Raw genomic sequence first — 19290 nt, forward strand, 5'->3', positions numbered from 1 at the left:
GTCTTTTTACTAATGAATTCGGTAAGTTGCTACAAACAAAAACAGCATACTAAAATTAATTTAGATGCTGTTTTTTAAATATACTATAAAAAAATTATTCTTATTTAAGCGATTTCATGTCGATTACAAATCTGTAATTAACATCATTGCTTGTAATACGATCATAAGCGGTATTAATATCTTGCATATTGATAAGTTCGATATCACTCGTAATATTATGTTCTCCACAGAAATCTAACATCTCTTGAGTTTCTTTAATACCTCCAATTAAAGAACCGGCAATACGCTTACGTCCCGCAATGATATTTCCTCCATGAAATGGCTTTAATGGTTCTACTGCACCAACTAAAACCATTGTTGAATCAATTTTAAGTAATCCTAAATAAGGGTCCATCTCATGACCTACAGGAATAGTATTTAAAATGAAATCGAAACTATTTTGGTGTTTTTTCATGTCGTCTTCATCTTTAGAGATTAAAACTTCATGAGCACCTAAACGTTTAGCATCTTTTCCTTTTTCTGGCGATGTTGTAATCATAACCACATGTGCACCTAATGCATTTGCAAACTTAACACCCATATGTCCTAATCCTCCTAAACCAACTACTCCTACTTTATCTCCTTTTTTTACGTTCCAATGACGTAATGGAGACCAAGTAGTTACTCCTGCACACAAAAGCGGTGCAGTTGCTGCTTCATCTAAATTTTCTGGAATTCGCAATACAAATTTTTCATTAACAACTACTGATGTTGAATAACCACCGTAAGTTTGTTTGCCTTCAAGATGTTTGTCTGGACTGTTGTAAGTAAATGTTGCTCCATTTTCGCAAAACTGCTCTAGATCTTGCTCGCATGGTGAACAAGTTTGACAAGAGTCGACCATACAACCCACCCCTACTAAATCACCTACTTTGTGCGTAGTAACACCAGTTCCTAACTCTACCACGCGACCAATAATTTCATGTCCAGGTACTACTGGGTATGTTGATCCATTCCATTCATTTCTTGCTGTATGTATGTCACTATGACAAACACCACTAAAAGTAATATCAATTTTTACGTCGTCAGTTCCTACAGCTCTTCTTTCGATGTCTAAAGGTTTTAAATCTTCTGTCGATGCTGTTGCACCATAAGCTTTTACGGTTGTAGTTGCCATTACTGTTTATTTTTTTAAGTTACTATTACTATGATTTTTGTACTACTATTTATTTAGAAGCGTTTGGATAATCTGTATATCCTTTTGCTCCTCCTGTGTAAAACGTATCGTTATCTCCTTCTGCTAGTTCCAAGTTGCGTTCAAAACGTTCTACTAAATCTGGATTAGCAATGTAAGGCTTTCCGTAAGCTACTAGATCTGCATAGCCTTCTTCAATTACTTTATTTCCTTTTTCTTGATCAAATGCGGAGTTAATCATTAACGTTCCATTATATAAAGGACGGAAATGCTTAGCGATCTCTGTAACTGCATATGGTATTGCTGAAACATCTGTAAATGGTTCAGAAAGATGGATGTATGCTAAGTTATAATCATTTAATTTTTTGATAATGTATTCAAATGTTGGGATCGTTTCTTCATCCATAGTGGTCCCAAATGGACCATTTAATGATGGATTAAAACGGGCTCCGATTTTTTCCTCTGGAATTACTTCTTTAACTGCGTCTAGAACTTCAAAAAATATACGAGCTTTGTTTTCAATAGTTCCACCATATTCATCCGTTCTATGATTAGCTGTTCCGTTAAAGAACTGTTGAAACAAATAGCCATTAGAAGAATGTATTTCCACTCCATCAAATCCAGCTTTTACTGAATTTATCGCTGCTTTTTGAAAATCTTTAACTGTAGTCTTAATATCTTCAACGGTCATTTCCCTTGGCGTAACAGTAACTTTAAATCCTTCTGGAGTAAATGACTTATCGTTAGGATTTATAGCTGAAGCAGATAATGGTAATGCTCCATTATGAAAATCGGGATGAGACATACGTCCTACATGCCACAATTGAATAAATATTTTTCCCCCTTTATCATGTACACGCTTGGTTACTTTTTTCCAACCTTCTACTTGCTCATCTGTATGGATACCAGCGGTATTGATATACCCTATAGCATCCTTAGATACTTGCGAGCCCTCTGTAATAATTAAACCTGCTGAAGCACGTTGCTCGTAATATAGACCGTGTAGCTCATCAGTTGGCACATTGCCTTCATTATCTGCTCTACCACGAGTCATAGGTGCAACGACTACTCTGTTTTTAAGGTTTATATTTTTGTTATATGGTGTTAATAAATGTTGTATACTCATGTTATTTTTTATAAATGTTAGTGAGTACAAATCTACTACACTGTCATACCAATATTCTTGACTTAGATCAATTAAGATAGATTTAACCATTTTCCTAACTCTACTTAAGTGGTAGGAGTAAATCTTGAGTAATATGTCTTGATTGGTATTTAAAAAAACAGGTCGTTCTAGCACAAAGACCCCTAATAATTGGGTATACTTTTATTCCAGTTACTCAAGTGCATAAAATAATCGATTTTGTGCCTCTTCTTGAGAGCCAAAGATAGAACGAGATAACAAACCTCTTTGGTAATTAAAATCCATTGCGGCGTTCCCGCTGAGTCAAATTGGTCATAAACCAAATGTCTATCATCCAGAAAAACAGGAAATGGAAGTTCATCAATTGTAAAAATGCTCCTAATAACAGTTCCGCTAACTGTTGCATTATTAAAGCTGCTATAAATACCTGCTACTTGAACCCCTTGATTTTCCTTCTGTAATTAATATACTTAAGGAATTGCTCGTCCGGTACAGTCACAACATTGGTTATTATAGATTATGTTTACAATAGGGGTTTCTCACTATTTAAGCATTAGATCGATGGGGTTGCCGTTGAAGCCTTGAACTAAAATTGAACCAACAGTTGCATTTTCTTTATTCATTTATTGCGGTTTTTATTTAAGCTTGCTATTGCAAAATTGATGTTGCAAAGTTAACCCTGGCGTGCAATGAGTTTTCTCTTATAAATTTTCTTCAGTTCGAGTAATTTTAGATAGCAAATTGTGAAGCTAAAAGTAAAACTTTATTAAAAACGGTTTTTCGAATGTTTTTAATAATTTAAGTCAATGGTGCCTAAAATTATAATTTAATATTTTTTGTCAGAAGATTTTCTCTAGACCCTATTACTTCCTTTTTTTCTTATTTATATAAAAAATGGTTCCAAAGTTGTAAAACTTTGGAACCATAACTTTTTTCACTAAAACTGAAAGATTAAGAAATTACATCCAAGTAATAATATCTTCTCTGTTTCTTCTGGTTTTAGGGTTGACTGGATCTGCTTTTCTGTACCCAAAAGCAACCATAAAGGCCAAGCCGTATTTGTGTGTATCTACACCAAACTTTTCTCTTAGTAAGGCCTCTGCTTTTTCTTGATGGAATCCTTCAATAGGGCAACTATCAATACCTACTAAAGCGGCTGATGTCATCATATTTCCTAAAGCAATATAATTTTGTTTTGATGACCAATCGAATAATTTTTTGTCCGTATCTAAATCAAAGTCATTCTCTTGAAATTCTCGGTAGAATTTAGAATACATTTCAATCACATCAGCAGGCATTTTTTTTACATCTTTCATCATGGATGCAATGTACGCTGAATCGTGTTTTACCATAGGGGCTTTCATCGACAAACCCAATACAAAGTGGCTTGCAGTATCTAATTTTGCCGGCGCTCCCCAAGCTACTGGTTTTATCAATTCGCGCAAATCTTTGTCTTGTACGACAATAAAATGCCAAGGTTCAAAACCAAAAGAACTTGGCGATAAATGGGCTGTTTCTAAAATAAATTCTATGTTTTCATCTGAAATAATTTTAGTAGCGTCAAACTCTTTTGTAGCATGTCTAAATTGAAATGCATTGATAATATCTTCTTTTGCTATATTAGGTGTACTCATATTCTTTTGTCTAAATTTTTAATAACTGCAAATATATGACACCATAACAGTAACCACCTTGACCTATATCAAGTAAGAGAGAATGAACAGTTACATAACTGGGTACCATTTTGTCTTTGACTCTTTTGGATTTTAAACTTCTCCATCAAAGGGGCGGCTTATAAACGATCGATTTGTTTTCCTCGAAATCCAAAAGGTACAGCGACTTACTTAATTTTTATTTCCAAGTTGCGTACGATTACCCTATATAGGTAGTAGACGTATTAAAAACACATTAGAATCCTCAACTACATTGCCGTATGAAAAGTGTTCTATAGACAATGTAGCGTGACAGTTTATTTCTGAAGGTTTAATTCCTCGAATGGCTAATTTTTTTTTGCACAACATCAGCGGAATTTTAAATCTGTGCCTATGATGTTACTAGCATCTTGCTGGCGCAGGCGACAAGGTCATTAATTTTTATGTTAAGCAATCCAAATCGTTTTGGTATTGACAAACTCCCGAATTCCATAGGCAGCCAGTTCTCTTCCGTAACCACTGTTTTTAATTCCGCCAAAAGGCAACCTTGGATCAGAAACCACCAATTTATTGACAAAGCTGCTTCCCGCTTCTAGTAGTAAAGCTAATTTTTCTCCGCGTTCTCTGTTTCCAGTGAATACTCCAGAGCCCAAACCAAATTGTGAATTATTCGCCAGTTCAACAGCATGAACATCATCTTTTGCTCGCATTACAGAGGCTGCTGGACCAAATAATTCATTGTCAAATGCTTCCATCCCTGGCTCCAAATCAACTAATATTGTTGCTGGATAGTAGGCCCCTTTTCCCTCGGGAATGACTCCCCCAAGAACTAAACGTCCCCCTTGTTCAACTGTTTTTAGTACCTGCCCGTGCAATTCATCTCTTAAATCCAGCCTTGCCATCGGTCCGTAGTAAACGTCTTCATTGGTTGGGTCGCCCATTTGTGCGGCTTTCATTTTTTTAGTAAATAAAGACAAAAACGCATCGTAGATGGAATCATGAACGATAAATCTTTTGGCTGCAATACAGGTTTGTCCATTGTTTTGTAATCGTCCAAAAGTAGCCAAATCAGTTGCTTCTTCTAAATCGACATCATCCAGAATAATATACGCATCACTACCTCCCAGTTCCATTACCGTTTTCTTTAGATTTTGCCCCGCAATTGAAGCGACGGAACGTCCAGTAGGATCGCTTCCTGTTAGCGTGATTGCAGCAATATTTTTATCTTCTATAAGTGTTTTTACTTCTTTAGCTTCCACATTTAAATTCAGGAATACTCCTTCAGGAAATCCTGCTTTAAGGAAAGCGTCTTCAATCGCAAAAGCGCATCCTTGAACATTGGAAGCATGTTTTAAAACTCCTGTGTTTCCTCCCATTAATGCTGGAATAGCGAAGCGAATCACCTGATAAAACGGAAAGTTCCACGGCATCACCGCTAAGATTACTCCAATAGGTTGAAAGGTAATATAACTTTTTGTCGCTTCTGTTTTAACGATTTCATCAGCTAATAATGCACTTGAATGCTCTGCATAATATCGACATACCAAAGCACATTTTTCAATCTCCTTGCGGGACTGCCCAATCACTTTACCCATTTCTCTAGTTGCTAGCTGTGCATATTCCTCTTTATTCTCATCAAGAACATCAGCTAATGCGTACATCAGTGTAGCGCGTTCCTCAAATGTTTTTTGTTTCCAATGATGATATTCCTTTTTTGATGCTGCTATTATTTCTAATGCTTCACTACTTGTGATTCGCTTGTACTCACTTATCTTCTCTCCCGTTGCCGGATTTATACTTATACTAATTGCCATTGTTTCAATCTTTAAGACTTTACTATTGTTTTTGTTCCATAAAATATAAAAGTACTAAAAAGGCAGGTAAATAATCAATTGCGTAACGCTAATTATTGATTTTTGTTACCCAAACTACTATCATCCTATCATCAGGAGCTTTCAACTGATACGCTGCTTATTTGCTGTCAAAGCTCGTTACTGACAGAGCTGTCATGCTTTTCATGGCATCAAATTAAAAGCATCAAACTCTAAAAATTTCAACAATACTCATCAATACCTGCATTATTAATCGTTTTTATACATATTTATTGCTAAATCAGTCTTTATTTTAAATTAAATCTAATTATTGGTTCTTTGGCTTGGTTTTGGCACATTAGAGAATCTAAGTTTAAATTTAAATACGCAATGGGTAAAAATTACGCAAATCGTATTTTTAAAATTAAAAAAACAATTTTATGATTCAAGTTAAAGAAAATAACACTGTAAAGGTACATTACGTAGGAAAACTATCTGATGGTCAAGTATTTGATACTTCAGAAGGAAAAGAGCCTTTAGAGTTTACTTTAGGACAAGGAAAGTTGATTGCCGGGTTTGAAAAAGGGTTAATCGATATGAAAATAAACGAGAAAAAAACAATTACTATTTCAAAAGAAGAGGCTTACGGTGAATCTCGCGATGACCTAATTCAAGAAGTAGACAAGAGTCAACTTCCTGAGGATATTACTCCAGAAGTTGGAATGGGTCTTGTATCCAAATCCGCTGACGGAAACGAAATGAATTTGTTAATCGTTGAAGTTAAAGAGGCAACTATCGTAATTGATGGTAACCATCCTTTGGCTGGTAAAGAGCTAACTTTTGACCTTGAAGTAGTTGATATTCAAGCATAAAAAGCAATAAGTTTTATTTACAAACGGGACAGTATTTGTTGAACTAATTTCAATAAATACCGTCCCGTTTTTTTATGTCCTCGCTGCAATACAATGACTTTATTAAAATAGAACATTATTATGTTAAATTTAAAATATAATTAGTTTGACTTATTATCGCCCAAATCTGATAAGATTAGATGTGTTGTGGGTTCTCCAAATAATAATAAGCGGTCTATAAACCGTTGTAGATGCAATTGATCGACCAAAACGACTTTCATAAAGATATTATGTGTTCCTGTAATTCTATGAATTTCATTGATTTCCTTAAAATCATCTAATTGACTACAAAAAGTTTTGAGCGTCCCGCTAAACAACTTAAACATAATAAAAACTTCTAAACCAAAACCCAATTTCTGATTGTTCAGTTTAAGTTGATACCCCTTAATGACTTCGCTATCTTCTAATTTCTGGATGCGCTCTCGCACTGATGAAGGAGAGAGTCCAATTTGTTTCCCAATATCCACATATGAAACCCTTGAGTTGATTTTTAGTTTCTCAATTATTTTTAAATCTAATGCATCTACCATAAATAAAGTTTTTATTTGGCTAAAAATACATCTATATTGTGGAACAATGATGCTTTATCCGTTTTAAAAATTTTAATAACTGTTGTTCGAGCCGTACTTTTGTAACATGGATACAATGCTATTACTGCTTATAATTGGGATTTTTACAGGTTTTTTTATACAAACGATAATTGGTTTCGCAGGAGCTCTAATAGCACTACCTTTTTTACTTTTTGTAATGCCGTTATCAGAGGCAGTCTGTTATATCTCTATCTTTTATTTTATCTCCACTCCTATTTATGTTTACAAAGAATGGGAGCATATTCATAAAGAGTTAGTCAAAAAATTAGCGCTATCCTCTTTCATTGGAGTTGTAGTGGGAATTATTGTCTTGACGTATGGAAAACCGCTGATTCTTAAAAAGGCCTTAGGGATGTTCATTATTCTATTTGTTTTGAATAGCCTAAGAAGCAAGAAAATGCTTCCATTGCTAACTAAAATGAAACATCTATTTGGTTTTATGGGCGGTTTTTTCTCAGGACTATTTGCTACTGGCGGTCCTATATATGTGATGCTTATTCAAAATGAAACCAATGATATAAAAACTTTCAGAGCAACCATGTTTGCTTCTTTAGGATTGGTGACTGTCATGCGAATCCCTGTTTTAGCACTTGGGGGCTTTCTTACACTGAACCAACTTTATAATTCTTTATATGTGTTACCTTTTTTTATACTTGCTTTATTTTTAGGTAAAAAAGTCTATTTGAAATTAGACGATCTGTTTATAAAGAAGATTATTTTAGGACTGTTATTTATTTCAGGTGTTCTATTGTTGATAAATGAGTAAGCAAGAGGATACTTTATTGCAAATGCCAACAAAATGGTTACACCACTGAAGAAGTGTGCTTGTGACTTACACTTACATCCGCTTGAAGCTCCAGTTAATCTTGCGTGCTGTCATTCTTTTTGCCGATAAGTTTTCTTCCAAATAATACCAAACGACTTTATACCGTAAAATTCCTTCGCTTTTATTTACTAGCAGTTCCCCAATAATTATAACTTAAAGGTTTCCATCCAGGAATATATATGGTTTCTAATTTGATATTTTTAAAACCACTCTCTTCTATAATTTGCGGTATGTTTCTGTTTAAATTGCATCCCCCTGCTACTTCTCTCCAAATCGGATTTATCTTATCTTGTACCCTTTGAACTCGTTTATCAGGAGCTATCCCGTGTTCGCAAAACAATAGAAGTCCTTCTGGTTTTAAGACTCTTCTCATCTCTACTAAAGCCTTTTTTGCATCAGGAATAGTACAAAGAGAATAGGTAACCACTACAGTGTCAAAACTATACTCATCAAAGGGAAGTTGTTCTGCAGAAGCAATTATAAATTTAAAATTGAATCCTAGCTTTTTTGTATCAACAGTACATTTCTTCCACGTAGCTAAAGAAGGATCAATTGCGGTAAGACGAATCACTTTTTTGTGATTATAAAGAGGCAAATTTAAGCCAGTGCCAATACCTATCTCCAATACATTTCCCGTAGCAAGAGGAATTATTTTCTTGCGTTGCTCTACAAAAGGACTCAAACCGCAAGCGATATTTATTAGACTTGGTAGTATGTACTTAGCGTATATCCCCATTGTTTTATATTAATAAATTCAATTACTTGATGAAACACTAAGGAAAAGAGATAGGACAATTTTTTCAAAAAAAAGGACATAAAAAATGTTTCTCGCGACCAGAATAAATTGTCTTTATTGTTCTTGACCAAATTTGTAAATAATAAGTCATTTAAACCTTTAACAAAGATATACTATTAGAACAGAATTTCAGTAAAAGCGAAGTCGCTTAAGTCGTTAAAAGGATAAGCCAGTATTTACTTTAGAGCTAAATCGTAATTGTGCTTTAGCGCACCTAAAACAGGAAAAACGACAGCAAGGAAATCCTAAAAGAAATACTGTAACTATCGAAGTTTATGGGCGAATTAAAAAATACCTGTTCAAGAGTTAAGACCGGAATAAATATTGGGTATTTGTTTAAAAAACAGATTATCGTGTGTTTCAAAAGCATCGATTAATCAGTATATTTGGAAAGATAAAAAAGAAAAGAGTATTTATTGCTACGCCATTGAACAACTGGTATTAGGGATAAAAAAAGGAAGTGCCAGAGGCTCAAGAGTTGTTATAACCAACATGCGACCAATTGAAAACCGACCGATAAGTATTGATTTAAAGCGACGTTGTGGAGATTTAGAAATGTATACAATAATTGGGAAAATCATAAAGGAGCCATTGTCACTATAAATGATAGAGCCGCTGGAATGTTGAGGACGAAAAAGATAAAGTCGAAAGAAAGTGAGTTGGTTTAAGAAGTGACCATTGAATTATTACAGAACTAAAAATTTTATTTGTTCACAATAGCACCCGATAATGGAAAAGCGAGTGCAATGAATCAAGAAATCATCAAATCAGTACAAATTGATTTTTATATTAAGTTCATCATCAGCAAACTAGTTGCAAATGAAAATCTAAATCTAAATGTACTGAAAAGGCAGTATAGTCTGAAATCAATTTCGTTCGAAGAAATGACCGCAGAAAGAATTTTAGTTGCAAAAGCGAAATTAAATAATCGTTCGAGCTAGGGTGTAATTCTGAAACAGCAAATTATATCTTTAACTACAGGGTCGGATTTATAACTTAATTCAGCAAATAAAAAAACCTAAACTTTAAAGTTTAGGTTTTTTGCTTCAACCGGTAAATAAGGTGCTAAATAAAAAGTAGTAGTAGTGTTAGAATTTAGTTTAGAGCTCTTTTTTAACTGCTTTATTGTATTAAAACATTTAAAAAAATATTGGGATTTTAAATTTTTTAGGTTGCTTTACCGAGTTCTGTTGCTTCAGGAATTTCGATTAATTTTCCTGACTTCACATCAAAAATATATCCGTAAACCGGAATATTGGAAGGTACCAATGGATGATTCTTAATGCGGCATACATCTTCAATAATACTTTCTGTTTGGTCAGCAATGGTTAAAAAAGAAATATTATTTGCTTCTTTAGATCCCCCTTCTTCGCTCACATTTTTCCATCCGTTTTCGTCCACTGATGCAGTAGCTAGACTTTTAGAGAGTAAACCACGGATGATTTCATCTGTAAAATAGGTCATTCCACAATCCGTATGATGAATAACAAACCACTCGGCTGTTCCTAAAAGTTTGTGTGAAATTACTAAGGAGCGAATAGCGTCATCGCTTGCTCGTCCGCCAGCATTTCTGATCACATGGGCATCACCCTCTGACAAACCTGCATATTTTGCTGGATCAAGACGCGCATCCATGCAAGTAAGAATTGCAAATTTTCGTGCGGGAGGCATTCCTAAATCTTTTTTTTCTCCAAAATTAGAAGCATAATTTTCATTGGCGTCGAGGACTTCTTGGTGTACTTTGCTGTTTTCTTTTTGTATTAAATTGTTTTCTTTCATGATAATTTAAGATTATTTTTTTTATTATTTTTTGTAATTTACCTACTAATATTGTAATACAATTTCATTTCTATATTTAACTTTTTCAGTGATTTTAGAACATCGGTGAAAGCATCACAGACGCTAACTTGTTTTCCTACATCTTGAATCACAAATGGTATTTCGACATCAATTACTGATCAGTAAACCCGAGAATTTATATTTGTACATCCATACTTTTCAGCTCACGCTAAGGTACTCGAAAACGAACGTTCTTCCTTACTAAATCCATCAAAATATAATATAATTAATATGAAAAAACAGCTCTTATTTTAGGGACTTTCTTTTACTAAAAATCTAAATCCTCAATTGTTTGTAGAACGGGTAAACCTGCATCGTAATTTTTTTCGTGTAAAAATTATTTGTCAGATTTACATGTGTTTGTTTCTAATTCCTATTAAAATTATAACCTAATATATTTGCCTTTTATTGTCGCAAGAATATGAGATCCATTTTAAACTGCAGGAATAGAATTTTAAAACTAACACTTTCATCTACCACAATTATATCTTCTAATTGTTGGTTTTGACATATTGAGTACTATCTTTTGCTTGAAAAGGTTCAGCAAACTCAATTAGCTCTTAGGACGATTGGTTTTATTTATTTATGAATCGATACGTTTCTAGCTGAAGATTCAAACTAAACTATCGGGTCTATTGATCTTCTTTTTCTCCATATTTAAATTTATTTAGTACTTTTTCTACTAAATATCTATCTCAAAGGAATTAGTGGCTTAAGTGGAAACTAGTATTTAGCAATTATAGTATTAGGAGAGGATTTTTTGATTTGGTTACCGTTTTTCATCGTGCAAAATAAACCTTTTGAATTTTTTCGTTTTATGAACAGCGCCTTAGTTTGTCTTGCATCGTATTTTTTGTAATAGCAATTTCTTCATCAAGAGAAACAAATTTTCGTAAATCAATGGCGTCTGGGCGAGTGTAATAACCTCCATCTTGAGAAAAGTGAATGTGTGCATCAGTCAAACCTAGAGCTAAAAATTTTCCTGTACCATCAATAACAGTCACATTGGCTGGAATTTTTATTTTTTTACTCAATTGAATATTGGATATTCTATCATCTGTAATTACAACCGTTTGGTTTTGATTTAATTATTGGTTTTCAACATTAACAATAGTTACTTTAGTGATATAAGTTTGTGAGAATTCAGCAAACGATAAAAATAGAAATACCGCTGATATTAAAGATTTGTTTGTCATATTATTATGTTTAAAGGTTTAATTTTTAGTCTATCTATTCTAAGACATTTAGCCTGATTGTCTTGAATATAATGGTGTTATACATAAAGTGACAGTTTTAACGTACTATCTTTTCGTCTTTAATTTATCACTATTTTATACTTTCTCCTTTGTTTTAGCACTTTACTTGCTGTTTTTTTAGATACGTTATCGGCTTTTTATATCTTATTTGATGAACAGCTAATCACAGTATCTGGACACATTAGCGCACTATTCTGCTGGTTAGATACCCCATAATACTATTTCCAAAAATGAAGGAATAGGTTTTATTTCCTTGATAATTGACCAAAGAGGATTATCTGGAAGATGTCTTATAATATCAATTAAGTGACAATAAGACAAAGGGCAAGCAACTAAATTGTACTTTCATAGTTATACGATTTTTAATGCTTTACTAAGATAATAATTTATACTTCTACCATAACCTCTTATTACTAACGGTATATTTGTATGAATGTGCTATCGAATAGCCTCGATAGCAGTGAAAAGCCTCTACGGATTAAAGCCAGAAAATGTATAGTTGCTCCAGTAGATAGTAAGATAGCACCAGTAAAGGGATAAAATGACTGATAAATAATACCCATAAAAAACCGAAAGAGACATCACTGTCAGTTTCAGTTTTAACTTAAAAAGTAATTTAGGAGTCGTCGCTGTTGTGCTCGAATTCTGAATGTATAAAACTTTCAGCATTGGTACGGTTCAACGGACTTGCCTTTCCACCTGGAAATGTTATCACTACAATACAAAAAGGGTTCTTTGCTGCTTAAATAATTTAAAATCCAAATTAATTGTTTACGATAAATGCGTGTATCACGCCAGGTATCCAGCCGATAATAGTTAGAACGACACTAATTAAAAATGTTGTGCCTAATCCGTGTTTCATAAAAACTGCCAACGGTGGCAAAAGTATGTTGAGTATAATAGTTAGTAGTGACATATTATTTTATTTTTTAAGATTAATTAAATTTTCATTTTCTTCTTATATGTTTAGCAAAATATTATCTCAAGTACCAAAAATAAGTATGATATTACCCTTGACATCGTGCTTACCACTGCGCCAAAGACAAATCTTATTACAACAAAGGTACCAACGCAAATATAATGCTCGTTTCTAGACCCTTTACTGACTCCTTTTTAGTGATCGTGTCACTTATATGAAGCAAACTCCCAGCTAAGTAAATTTAGCGCCGAAACAACTTCCAAAACAGTCAAGGATAACGCGAATATAGTTCCCAAAGAAATTATTGAAAGTTTAGCTACACTATTTTCGAACATCGCATTCGATTTTCAGATACTTTCCAAATTTAAATAGTTGCAGGTACATTTATTCATTACACAAACAAAATTACTTGCGTTTGCAGATGACAAAATCTTGATTAGTACTTCTAATTTACGATAATTATAAATGAATTAGTAACTTTAAATGATAAAAGTTATCAAATATTGATGAGAACTGCTCTTTTACTTTTAGAAAAATAGACTTAGTTTCTTCAATAAAATTAGTATTCTCTAGCTGTTTACAGAGCATTAAAACACACGCTGCATTTTAAGAATTCGTTTTGTAATTATTTATTATATCTACAATCTTTTTTCGATGGCTGAGTTTAAAATAGAGTATTGTATTAGTTTTATTAATAAACCCTTTTTACATTTCAACTAACTTTATATTTAAAGCAGATTAATACCATGCTAAAGCTTTAGGTGGCACAGCCATCTAAATGGTAGTGAACACCTCAGATGCACTGTTAATCTTATTTGGTACAAGTATTCCCGACTTATTGCATTGGAAATATTTACCTTTGCAAAAAATTAAAAAAGCAATTTTGAGTACAACTACAAAGAGATCCAAATTAAAATATTTCAAGTTAATCCTAATTTTAGGTTCCCTTACCGCACTTGGTCCGTTTTCAATAGATATGTATTTACCCGGTTTTTCTGGAATTGCACAAGACTTAAATACAACCGTGGCTAAAGTAGCGATGACCTTATCTAGCTATTTTATTGGGATTTCTGCAGGACAATTGTTGTACGGTCCGTTATTAGATCGGTTTGGAAGAAAGAATCCCTTATTTATAGGGTTGTTAGTCTATATTTTGGCGTCTTTGGGTTGCGCATTTGTGACTGATATCGATACTTTTATAGGGTTGCGATTCATACAAGCTGTGGGCAGTTGTGCAGCAACTGTCGCCGCTATTGCCATGGTTCGGGATTTATTTGCCGTGAAAGAAATTCCAAAAGTACTCTCTTTATTGATGCTGGTCGTTGGGCTTTCGCCAATGTTGGCACCTACAATAGGTGGTTATGTAACAGCAGCCTACGGTTGGCATGTTGTATTTTTAATTTTAATGGGGATTGGAATTGCGGTTCTTTTAGCCGCTCATTTTGGTTTGCCACATACGCACGATCCAGATACTTCCATTTCGTTGAAACCAAAATCGATTATTCTTAATTTTTGGAGCGTGATGAGAGAACCCCAGTTTTATACTTATGCTTTTACGGGAGCAATCGCTTTCTCTGGATTATTTACGTATGTTGCCGCCTCCCCTATCCTCTTTATGGATGTTTTTAAAGTGGATGCCAAAACCTATGGTTGGATTTTCGCCTTTATGTCTTTAAGTTTTATTAGTGCCAGCCAACTGAACTCCTTGTTGCTGAGAAAATTCAGTAGCGAGCAGATGATTTTCGGAGCTTTGATTGTCCAGTCTATTATTAGTATCACTTTTTTGATTACTTCAATGAACAATCTTTTGGGGCTATATCAAACGATTGGTATGTTGTTTCTGTTCTTGGCGTGCTTGGGTATTTCCAATCCCAATACTGCAGCTCTTACACTAGCTCCATTTACAAAAAATGCAGGTAGTGCCTCGGCATTAATGGGTGCAATTCAATTGGGATTGGGGGCATTTGCTTCCTTTGCTGTGGGACTTTTTGTAAAAGATTCTATGGTTCCCATGGTGGTAATTATGACGGTTAGTACCATCGCAGCCTTCGTTTTTTTAAGTATTGGAAAACGTAATATTATTGTTAAACATTAAGATATCACGGTTATATTTTAAACATATAACACCTATAAGTGAGAAGCGCAGGATTAACTTTACCAAAAGTAACTGTTATTTTTTACCACACAGAAACGTAGCTTTTTGTTCTTAAAAGAAGAAAGCTATCCTTTAATTTAAAAACACATGGCTAGGTATTTAATAAAAAGGAAGTGCCTTTTTCTCTATAAAAAGCAAAACTATGATTCTATCTGGCTAAATTTTTAACATAGAGGTCATTCCCGTTATAAATAACCTGAAGATTTGCTTAGACTATAACAACCGTTATTTCTTATCATATAAAAACGTAGACTTTTGTTACTCTAAAAAAAGCTTCCCTTTTAGATCCAAATCACAGTTTATTGAAACAGATATAGTATTGATAGAAGAAAAATACGCGTCGATTCCTATCAGGAAACACTATGATTTTATATGATTAAATTTTAAAATTATTAAATAAACCTATTATGAGTTATCTCATTTAAAAAATGATAAGCCATAAAAGAAAACTTTTATGGCTTCATGATTATGAAAAAAGCTCCTCTTCAGATTAGCAAAATGGATATTCCTCTGCGATTAAATTTTAAAATTGTTCAAGAAAAATTATTTCTGATTAAAGAGATTCTTAATGATTTTAAAAGTTGAAAAATCAACTATTGGTTACATTGGTATTTTTCTTTTTAATTTTTTCTGGTCTGATTATCATTCTTAAAGACTGATCTTGAGAGAAATAAGAAATCATCCAGTTAAAGAAAGTTTGTACCCTATTGCGGTACGTTATTAGTGAAATAAGGTGAATAAACAACCAAATTAGCCAAGCAAAAAAGCCGTTAAAATGTAATTTTGGTTTTGGAATATCAACTACTGCCTTATTTTTACCTATAATCGCCATCGAACCTTTATCATTATATTTAAAAGGGACCATGTCTTTATTTTTAGGGATTGACTTGAAATTTTTTGCCAAGTTCAACCCATGCTGAATCGCGACTTGCGCCACTTGTGGATGTCCATTAGGAAAGCCGCTATCAGTAAGTTGAATGCAGGTATCGCCAATGGCGTAAATATTTTCACATCCGTTCACCTTATTGAAGGCATCAGTAGCCATTCGTCTCCCGCGACCGTAACTTTCGGCAGGAATGCCCTCAAAGATCATAGCTGAAACACCTGCAGCCCATATTAGATTCTTGGTTTGAATAGTTTCACCAGTAGATAAAAAGACAGTGTCATCTACATAGTCAACAACCTGAGTGTTTAATTGTACCACAACTCCCAAATTAGTTAGTGCTTTCAACGTATCATCCTGAGAGGCTTTGCTCATCGGAGCCAATAATGCATCGCCTCCATCAACTAAATAAATATTACTTGCCGATGTCCCTAATTCCGGGTATTCTTTTTGAAAAATACTTTTTCTCATTTCCGCATACATCCCAGAAACTTCTACCCCGGTTGGCCCTCCACCGGCAACAACAATAGTTAGTAGTTTACGACGTTCTCGAATGTCTTTACAAATTGCTGCCTTTTCTAAATTTTTTAATATGGTATTCCGCATTTCAATGGCATCATTGAGGGTTTTCATTGGAATGGCATTTTTCTTTACATTTTCCATTCCGAAATAGCTCGTTTCGGCACCAGTGGCAAAAACCAGATGATCGTAACTCAATTCCCCATTATGCAGTATAATCTTATTTTCAGAGGGAACGACTTTAAGAAGTTTACCAAGACGAAACTGAAGATTCTTTTTGCCAGCAAAAAATTTACGGAAAGGATAACTAATACTAGACGGTTCTAAAAAAGCAGTGGCAACCTGATAAATAAGCGGCGGAAAAAAATTATAATTGTTCTTGTCTACAAGGGTAACCTGAATACCTTTTTGATTTAAAAGTTCTGTGGCAAGGTTGATACCCGCAAATCCTCCGCCTATTATTACAATATTCATATGGTGTATTTTAATAGTTTTAATAAAAAATATAGCATAAAGGTACGTCATTTATAGGAGGCTATCTAAAGACTAAGTCATAAAAAACAATGATAGGACGACTTTAGTATCTATCCCACTGTATGGCGGGGAAGTACTATAATTGAGACTTATGTCCGCAATTGTTTGCAATCGATTGCGTACTTTTTATGGTGCTAAATTGATCTTACAATTTCTAAGTAAAGTTAGAAAAAACAGCTAAAAATCTACAATCTTCCTAGTCATTTTAATACTTCCTTTCATATTTTAAACCGGGTCCATCACATTGTTGCCATGTGCTGACAAATACTTTTTCTGATTGAAAATGCATTTCTTCTTTCAACCCTGAAAAACAACTTCCAATAATTTCGCTTTCACTTTTATACGTCAGCTGCAGAGCATTACTATTTGAAGATTTAATAAGGCTAAAGGTCCCAGAAATCTCAGTCACAATTCCATTTTGCTTTCTAGATTTTATAAACGTTCCGTTGGCGTCCAATAAATAGAATTCTTGCCATTCCATTGCAGAGCCAGTTATTTCAGAATTTGCAGTACGTCCAGTCATTTGCGTAAGTTCCCATTTTCCTTGATAATCTGTAAATGGTCTTACATCGTCACTTGAACAAGAAAAAAACGTAGTTACAACTAAAAAAAGAATAATGAATTTTTTCATAATGTGGAGATTTATTATTTTAATAAAGAGCATAAACTTCATAAAAGGCAGCGGCAAATTACTTTAAAATTGTATCTATCATTCCTAAAAGAAACATATCTACCCCATGAAGACTAGTTTATGTTACAGATATTCTGTTTTTGCCGTTGCTAACTTAGTAAACTTAGATCAGAAACTATCAAATACACACCACTTATCTGTTATTTCAATTATTCAAGAAGCTAAAAAAAGACTGCTGCTGCTTTTCCAACTGGTGTACTAGCTTGTCATTTGTAATACAGAAATTCACTATTTATATTCCTTTCACCTTTTTTCTGACGATTTTTTTGTGGTGTAATAATTAGGTTGCCAACAGCTTTTCAATTTAGTTATTTGTATTTGAATGATGAATAATAGTTTCTATATTGGTTTTCAAGTGAGGCCGTAGTTCCGGATTAGAGTTGGTTTTGAATATTTATTTTGCACATAAAACTATGTTTTTTTCTTCGATTAATAGTAACTATAATTACTCACTCTTATAATCACAAAATTTAATTAAAGCGGCCTGGGTCATTGCTCCTGCAAATCGTTTAATTTCTTTTCCGTTTTTAACTAAAATAAATTGAGGTAATCCCTTTATTTGGTATTTTTCAATTATTTTTTTATTAATGGCAGCGTTCTCTTTTGTTACTTTGATATCCTTTGTTTCGGATGCGAATTTTTCAAGTATGGAACTCATCATGATGCAAGGACCACACCATTCAGCCCAAAAATCTTTCGGTATTAATTTTTCCTTTTTCAAAGTGCTGTCAAAGTTCTTGTCATCAAGATCCAAAATAGCGGAGTCCTGATTGTTCTTCACTTTTTTTTATTAAAAATAATCTAAGAGGAAAAATTAAACTCGCAAAAAGTGTTGATGCTATAAAAAGAATAAAAGCAAAGGTATGATTAGAAATCGTGCTAAAATTTTTTGTCTTTTCGAAATTTATTTCAGCTTGGTTTTGGTATTCGATCATCTTTTCTATCATAATTATAAACCATTTTTGCCGGATATATAATGCGTGGTATCTACTCAAAAAAGCGTGGTTTTGTGCTATCAAGTAGTCTTTTTGGTTTTAGCATCAATATAGAAAATTTATTGAACACTATTAAAAAAAGAATCACTTTCGGATGTTTTTTTTCATAGCAACTAAACTATCGAAGTAGGGGTTAAATAAGGTTATGACAAGCGAAAAAAACTTTAAATTAAAACTAAATCAACCATGATACTACTTTGTTAAGGAGTGTAACGGTTTATCTTTCATAAAAAGGAGAATGACTACTTCCTGTTTCGTATTTTAAAACGTTCATCGATTCGCACATCGGCATTATCGTTCTGCTGATTAGTAATCTGGTATGGACAGAAATTAAATTTTGAGCTTTTGAATCACGCTTTTAACCGCTAATTTTATATATGTTGTTGCTCTGAGTCATAATGTATTTTTTAAATTTTATTTTGTTCCATCCAGCATAAAGAGTTCTTGAGCATGCATTCGTTTTGCAAAATGACGCACTACTCGTTTATATCAGTTATTAAATGGCTTCAATATAAAACTATTCACTATCGTCACGCCGATAAACCTGTTTTGAGCATAAGTTACATACAGTGTTGGCAAACGTTTTTTGTCAATC

At 33.5% G+C, this 19290-nt stretch carries 16 protein-coding genes; 4 read left to right on the plus strand and 12 right to left on the minus strand.

The annotated features are described in order from the left end of the window. Positions 1 to 100: 100 nt before the first annotated feature. The 4 genes from A3SG_RS0112570 to A3SG_RS0112590 form a co-directional block, all read right to left on the minus strand. Positions 101 to 1156 (minus strand): NAD(P)-dependent alcohol dehydrogenase, encoded by a 1056-nt coding sequence (locus tag A3SG_RS0112570; protein ID WP_016990376.1) that lies wholly within the window; start codon positions 1154 to 1156, stop codon positions 101 to 103. Between the two features lie 49 nt (positions 1157 to 1205). Then, positions 1206 to 2300 carry an alkene reductase gene (locus A3SG_RS0112575; RefSeq protein ID WP_029596793.1) on the minus strand — a complete coding sequence of 365 codons (1095 nt, stop codon included), beginning with the start codon at positions 2298 to 2300 and terminating at the stop codon, positions 1206 to 1208. Positions 2301 to 3277: 977 nt separating this feature from the next. After that, positions 3278 to 3952: an NAD(P)H-dependent oxidoreductase gene (locus A3SG_RS0112585; RefSeq protein WP_016990378.1), complete on the minus strand. Its 675-nt coding sequence runs from the start codon at positions 3950 to 3952 to the stop codon at positions 3278 to 3280. A gap of 464 nt (positions 3953 to 4416) precedes the next feature. Next, positions 4417 to 5784 carry an NAD-dependent succinate-semialdehyde dehydrogenase gene (locus A3SG_RS0112590; RefSeq protein WP_016990379.1) on the minus strand — a complete coding sequence of 456 codons (1368 nt, stop codon included), beginning with the start codon at positions 5782 to 5784 and terminating at the stop codon, positions 4417 to 4419. Between the two features lie 437 nt (positions 5785 to 6221). Here A3SG_RS0112590 and A3SG_RS0112600 point away from each other — a divergent pair, with 437 nt between their 5' ends. Beyond that, positions 6222 to 6653 carry a peptidylprolyl isomerase gene (locus A3SG_RS0112600; protein WP_016990381.1) on the plus strand — a complete coding sequence of 144 codons (432 nt, stop codon included), beginning with the start codon at positions 6222 to 6224 and terminating at the stop codon, positions 6651 to 6653. A gap of 140 nt (positions 6654 to 6793) precedes the next feature. On the opposite strand, the gene A3SG_RS0112605 is transcribed toward A3SG_RS0112600, so the two are convergent. Continuing rightward, a complete protein-coding gene (locus tag A3SG_RS0112605; protein WP_016990382.1) occupies positions 6794 to 7222 on the minus strand; it encodes an Lrp/AsnC family transcriptional regulator in 429 nt (142 codons plus the stop codon). A gap of 106 nt (positions 7223 to 7328) precedes the next feature. On the opposite strand from A3SG_RS0112605, the gene A3SG_RS0112610 reads away from it, so the two are divergent. Next, complete coding sequence (locus tag A3SG_RS0112610; RefSeq protein WP_016990383.1) at positions 7329 to 8048, plus strand: sulfite exporter TauE/SafE family protein; 720 nt, start codon at positions 7329 to 7331, stop codon at positions 8046 to 8048. 181 nt (positions 8049 to 8229) lie between these two features. On the opposite strand, the gene A3SG_RS0112615 is transcribed toward A3SG_RS0112610, so the two are convergent. Then, positions 8230 to 8844, minus strand: a complete 615-nt coding sequence (locus tag A3SG_RS0112615) for a class I SAM-dependent methyltransferase (protein ID WP_016990384.1) — start codon at positions 8842 to 8844, stop codon at positions 8230 to 8232. Between the two features lie 767 nt (positions 8845 to 9611). Here A3SG_RS0112615 and A3SG_RS0112625 point away from each other — a divergent pair. Beyond that, positions 9612 to 9845, plus strand: coding sequence for a hypothetical protein (locus A3SG_RS0112625; protein WP_029596795.1), 234 nt, complete (start codon positions 9612 to 9614; stop codon positions 9843 to 9845). Between the two features lie 226 nt (positions 9846 to 10071). Here A3SG_RS0112625 and A3SG_RS0112630 read toward each other — a convergent pair whose 3' ends face one another. The 3 genes from A3SG_RS0112630 to A3SG_RS21290 all read right to left on the minus strand — a co-directional run bounded on the left by A3SG_RS0112630 (position 10072) and on the right by A3SG_RS21290 (position 12915). Further along, complete coding sequence (locus A3SG_RS0112630; RefSeq protein WP_016990386.1) at positions 10072 to 10683, minus strand: beta-class carbonic anhydrase; 612 nt, start codon at positions 10681 to 10683, stop codon at positions 10072 to 10074. Between the two features lie 875 nt (positions 10684 to 11558). Further along, positions 11559 to 11777 (minus strand): hypothetical protein, encoded by a 219-nt coding sequence (locus A3SG_RS0112635; RefSeq protein WP_016990387.1) that lies wholly within the window; start codon positions 11775 to 11777, stop codon positions 11559 to 11561. Between the two features lie 985 nt (positions 11778 to 12762). Continuing rightward, positions 12763 to 12915, minus strand: a complete 153-nt coding sequence (locus A3SG_RS21290; RefSeq protein ID WP_083832451.1) for a YqaE/Pmp3 family membrane protein — start codon at positions 12913 to 12915, stop codon at positions 12763 to 12765. A gap of 781 nt (positions 12916 to 13696) precedes the next feature. Between A3SG_RS21290 and A3SG_RS0112640 the strand changes: the two genes are divergently transcribed. After that, on the plus strand, positions 13697 to 15013 hold the full coding sequence (locus A3SG_RS0112640; RefSeq protein ID WP_016990388.1) for a Bcr/CflA family efflux MFS transporter: 1317 nt from the start codon (positions 13697 to 13699) through the stop codon (positions 15011 to 15013). A 649-nt stretch (positions 15014 to 15662) separates the two neighbouring features. Here A3SG_RS0112640 and A3SG_RS0112650 read toward each other — a convergent pair. From A3SG_RS0112650 to A3SG_RS0112660, 3 genes are all read right to left on the minus strand, one after another. Then, entirely contained in the window at positions 15663 to 16949 is a 1287-nt protein-coding gene (locus A3SG_RS0112650) for an NAD(P)/FAD-dependent oxidoreductase (protein WP_016990390.1), read from the minus strand. A gap of 265 nt (positions 16950 to 17214) precedes the next feature. Next, entirely contained in the window at positions 17215 to 17640 is a 426-nt protein-coding gene (locus tag A3SG_RS0112655; protein WP_016990391.1) for a hypothetical protein, read from the minus strand. A 505-nt stretch (positions 17641 to 18145) separates the two neighbouring features. Beyond that, positions 18146 to 18481, minus strand: a complete 336-nt coding sequence (locus A3SG_RS0112660; protein WP_083832452.1) for a thioredoxin family protein — start codon at positions 18479 to 18481, stop codon at positions 18146 to 18148. Positions 18482 to 19290 lie beyond the last annotated feature (809 nt).

It is taken from the genome of Flavobacterium sp. ACAM 123, assembly GCF_000264055.1.
Taxonomy (GTDB): domain Bacteria; phylum Bacteroidota; class Bacteroidia; order Flavobacteriales; family Flavobacteriaceae; genus Flavobacterium.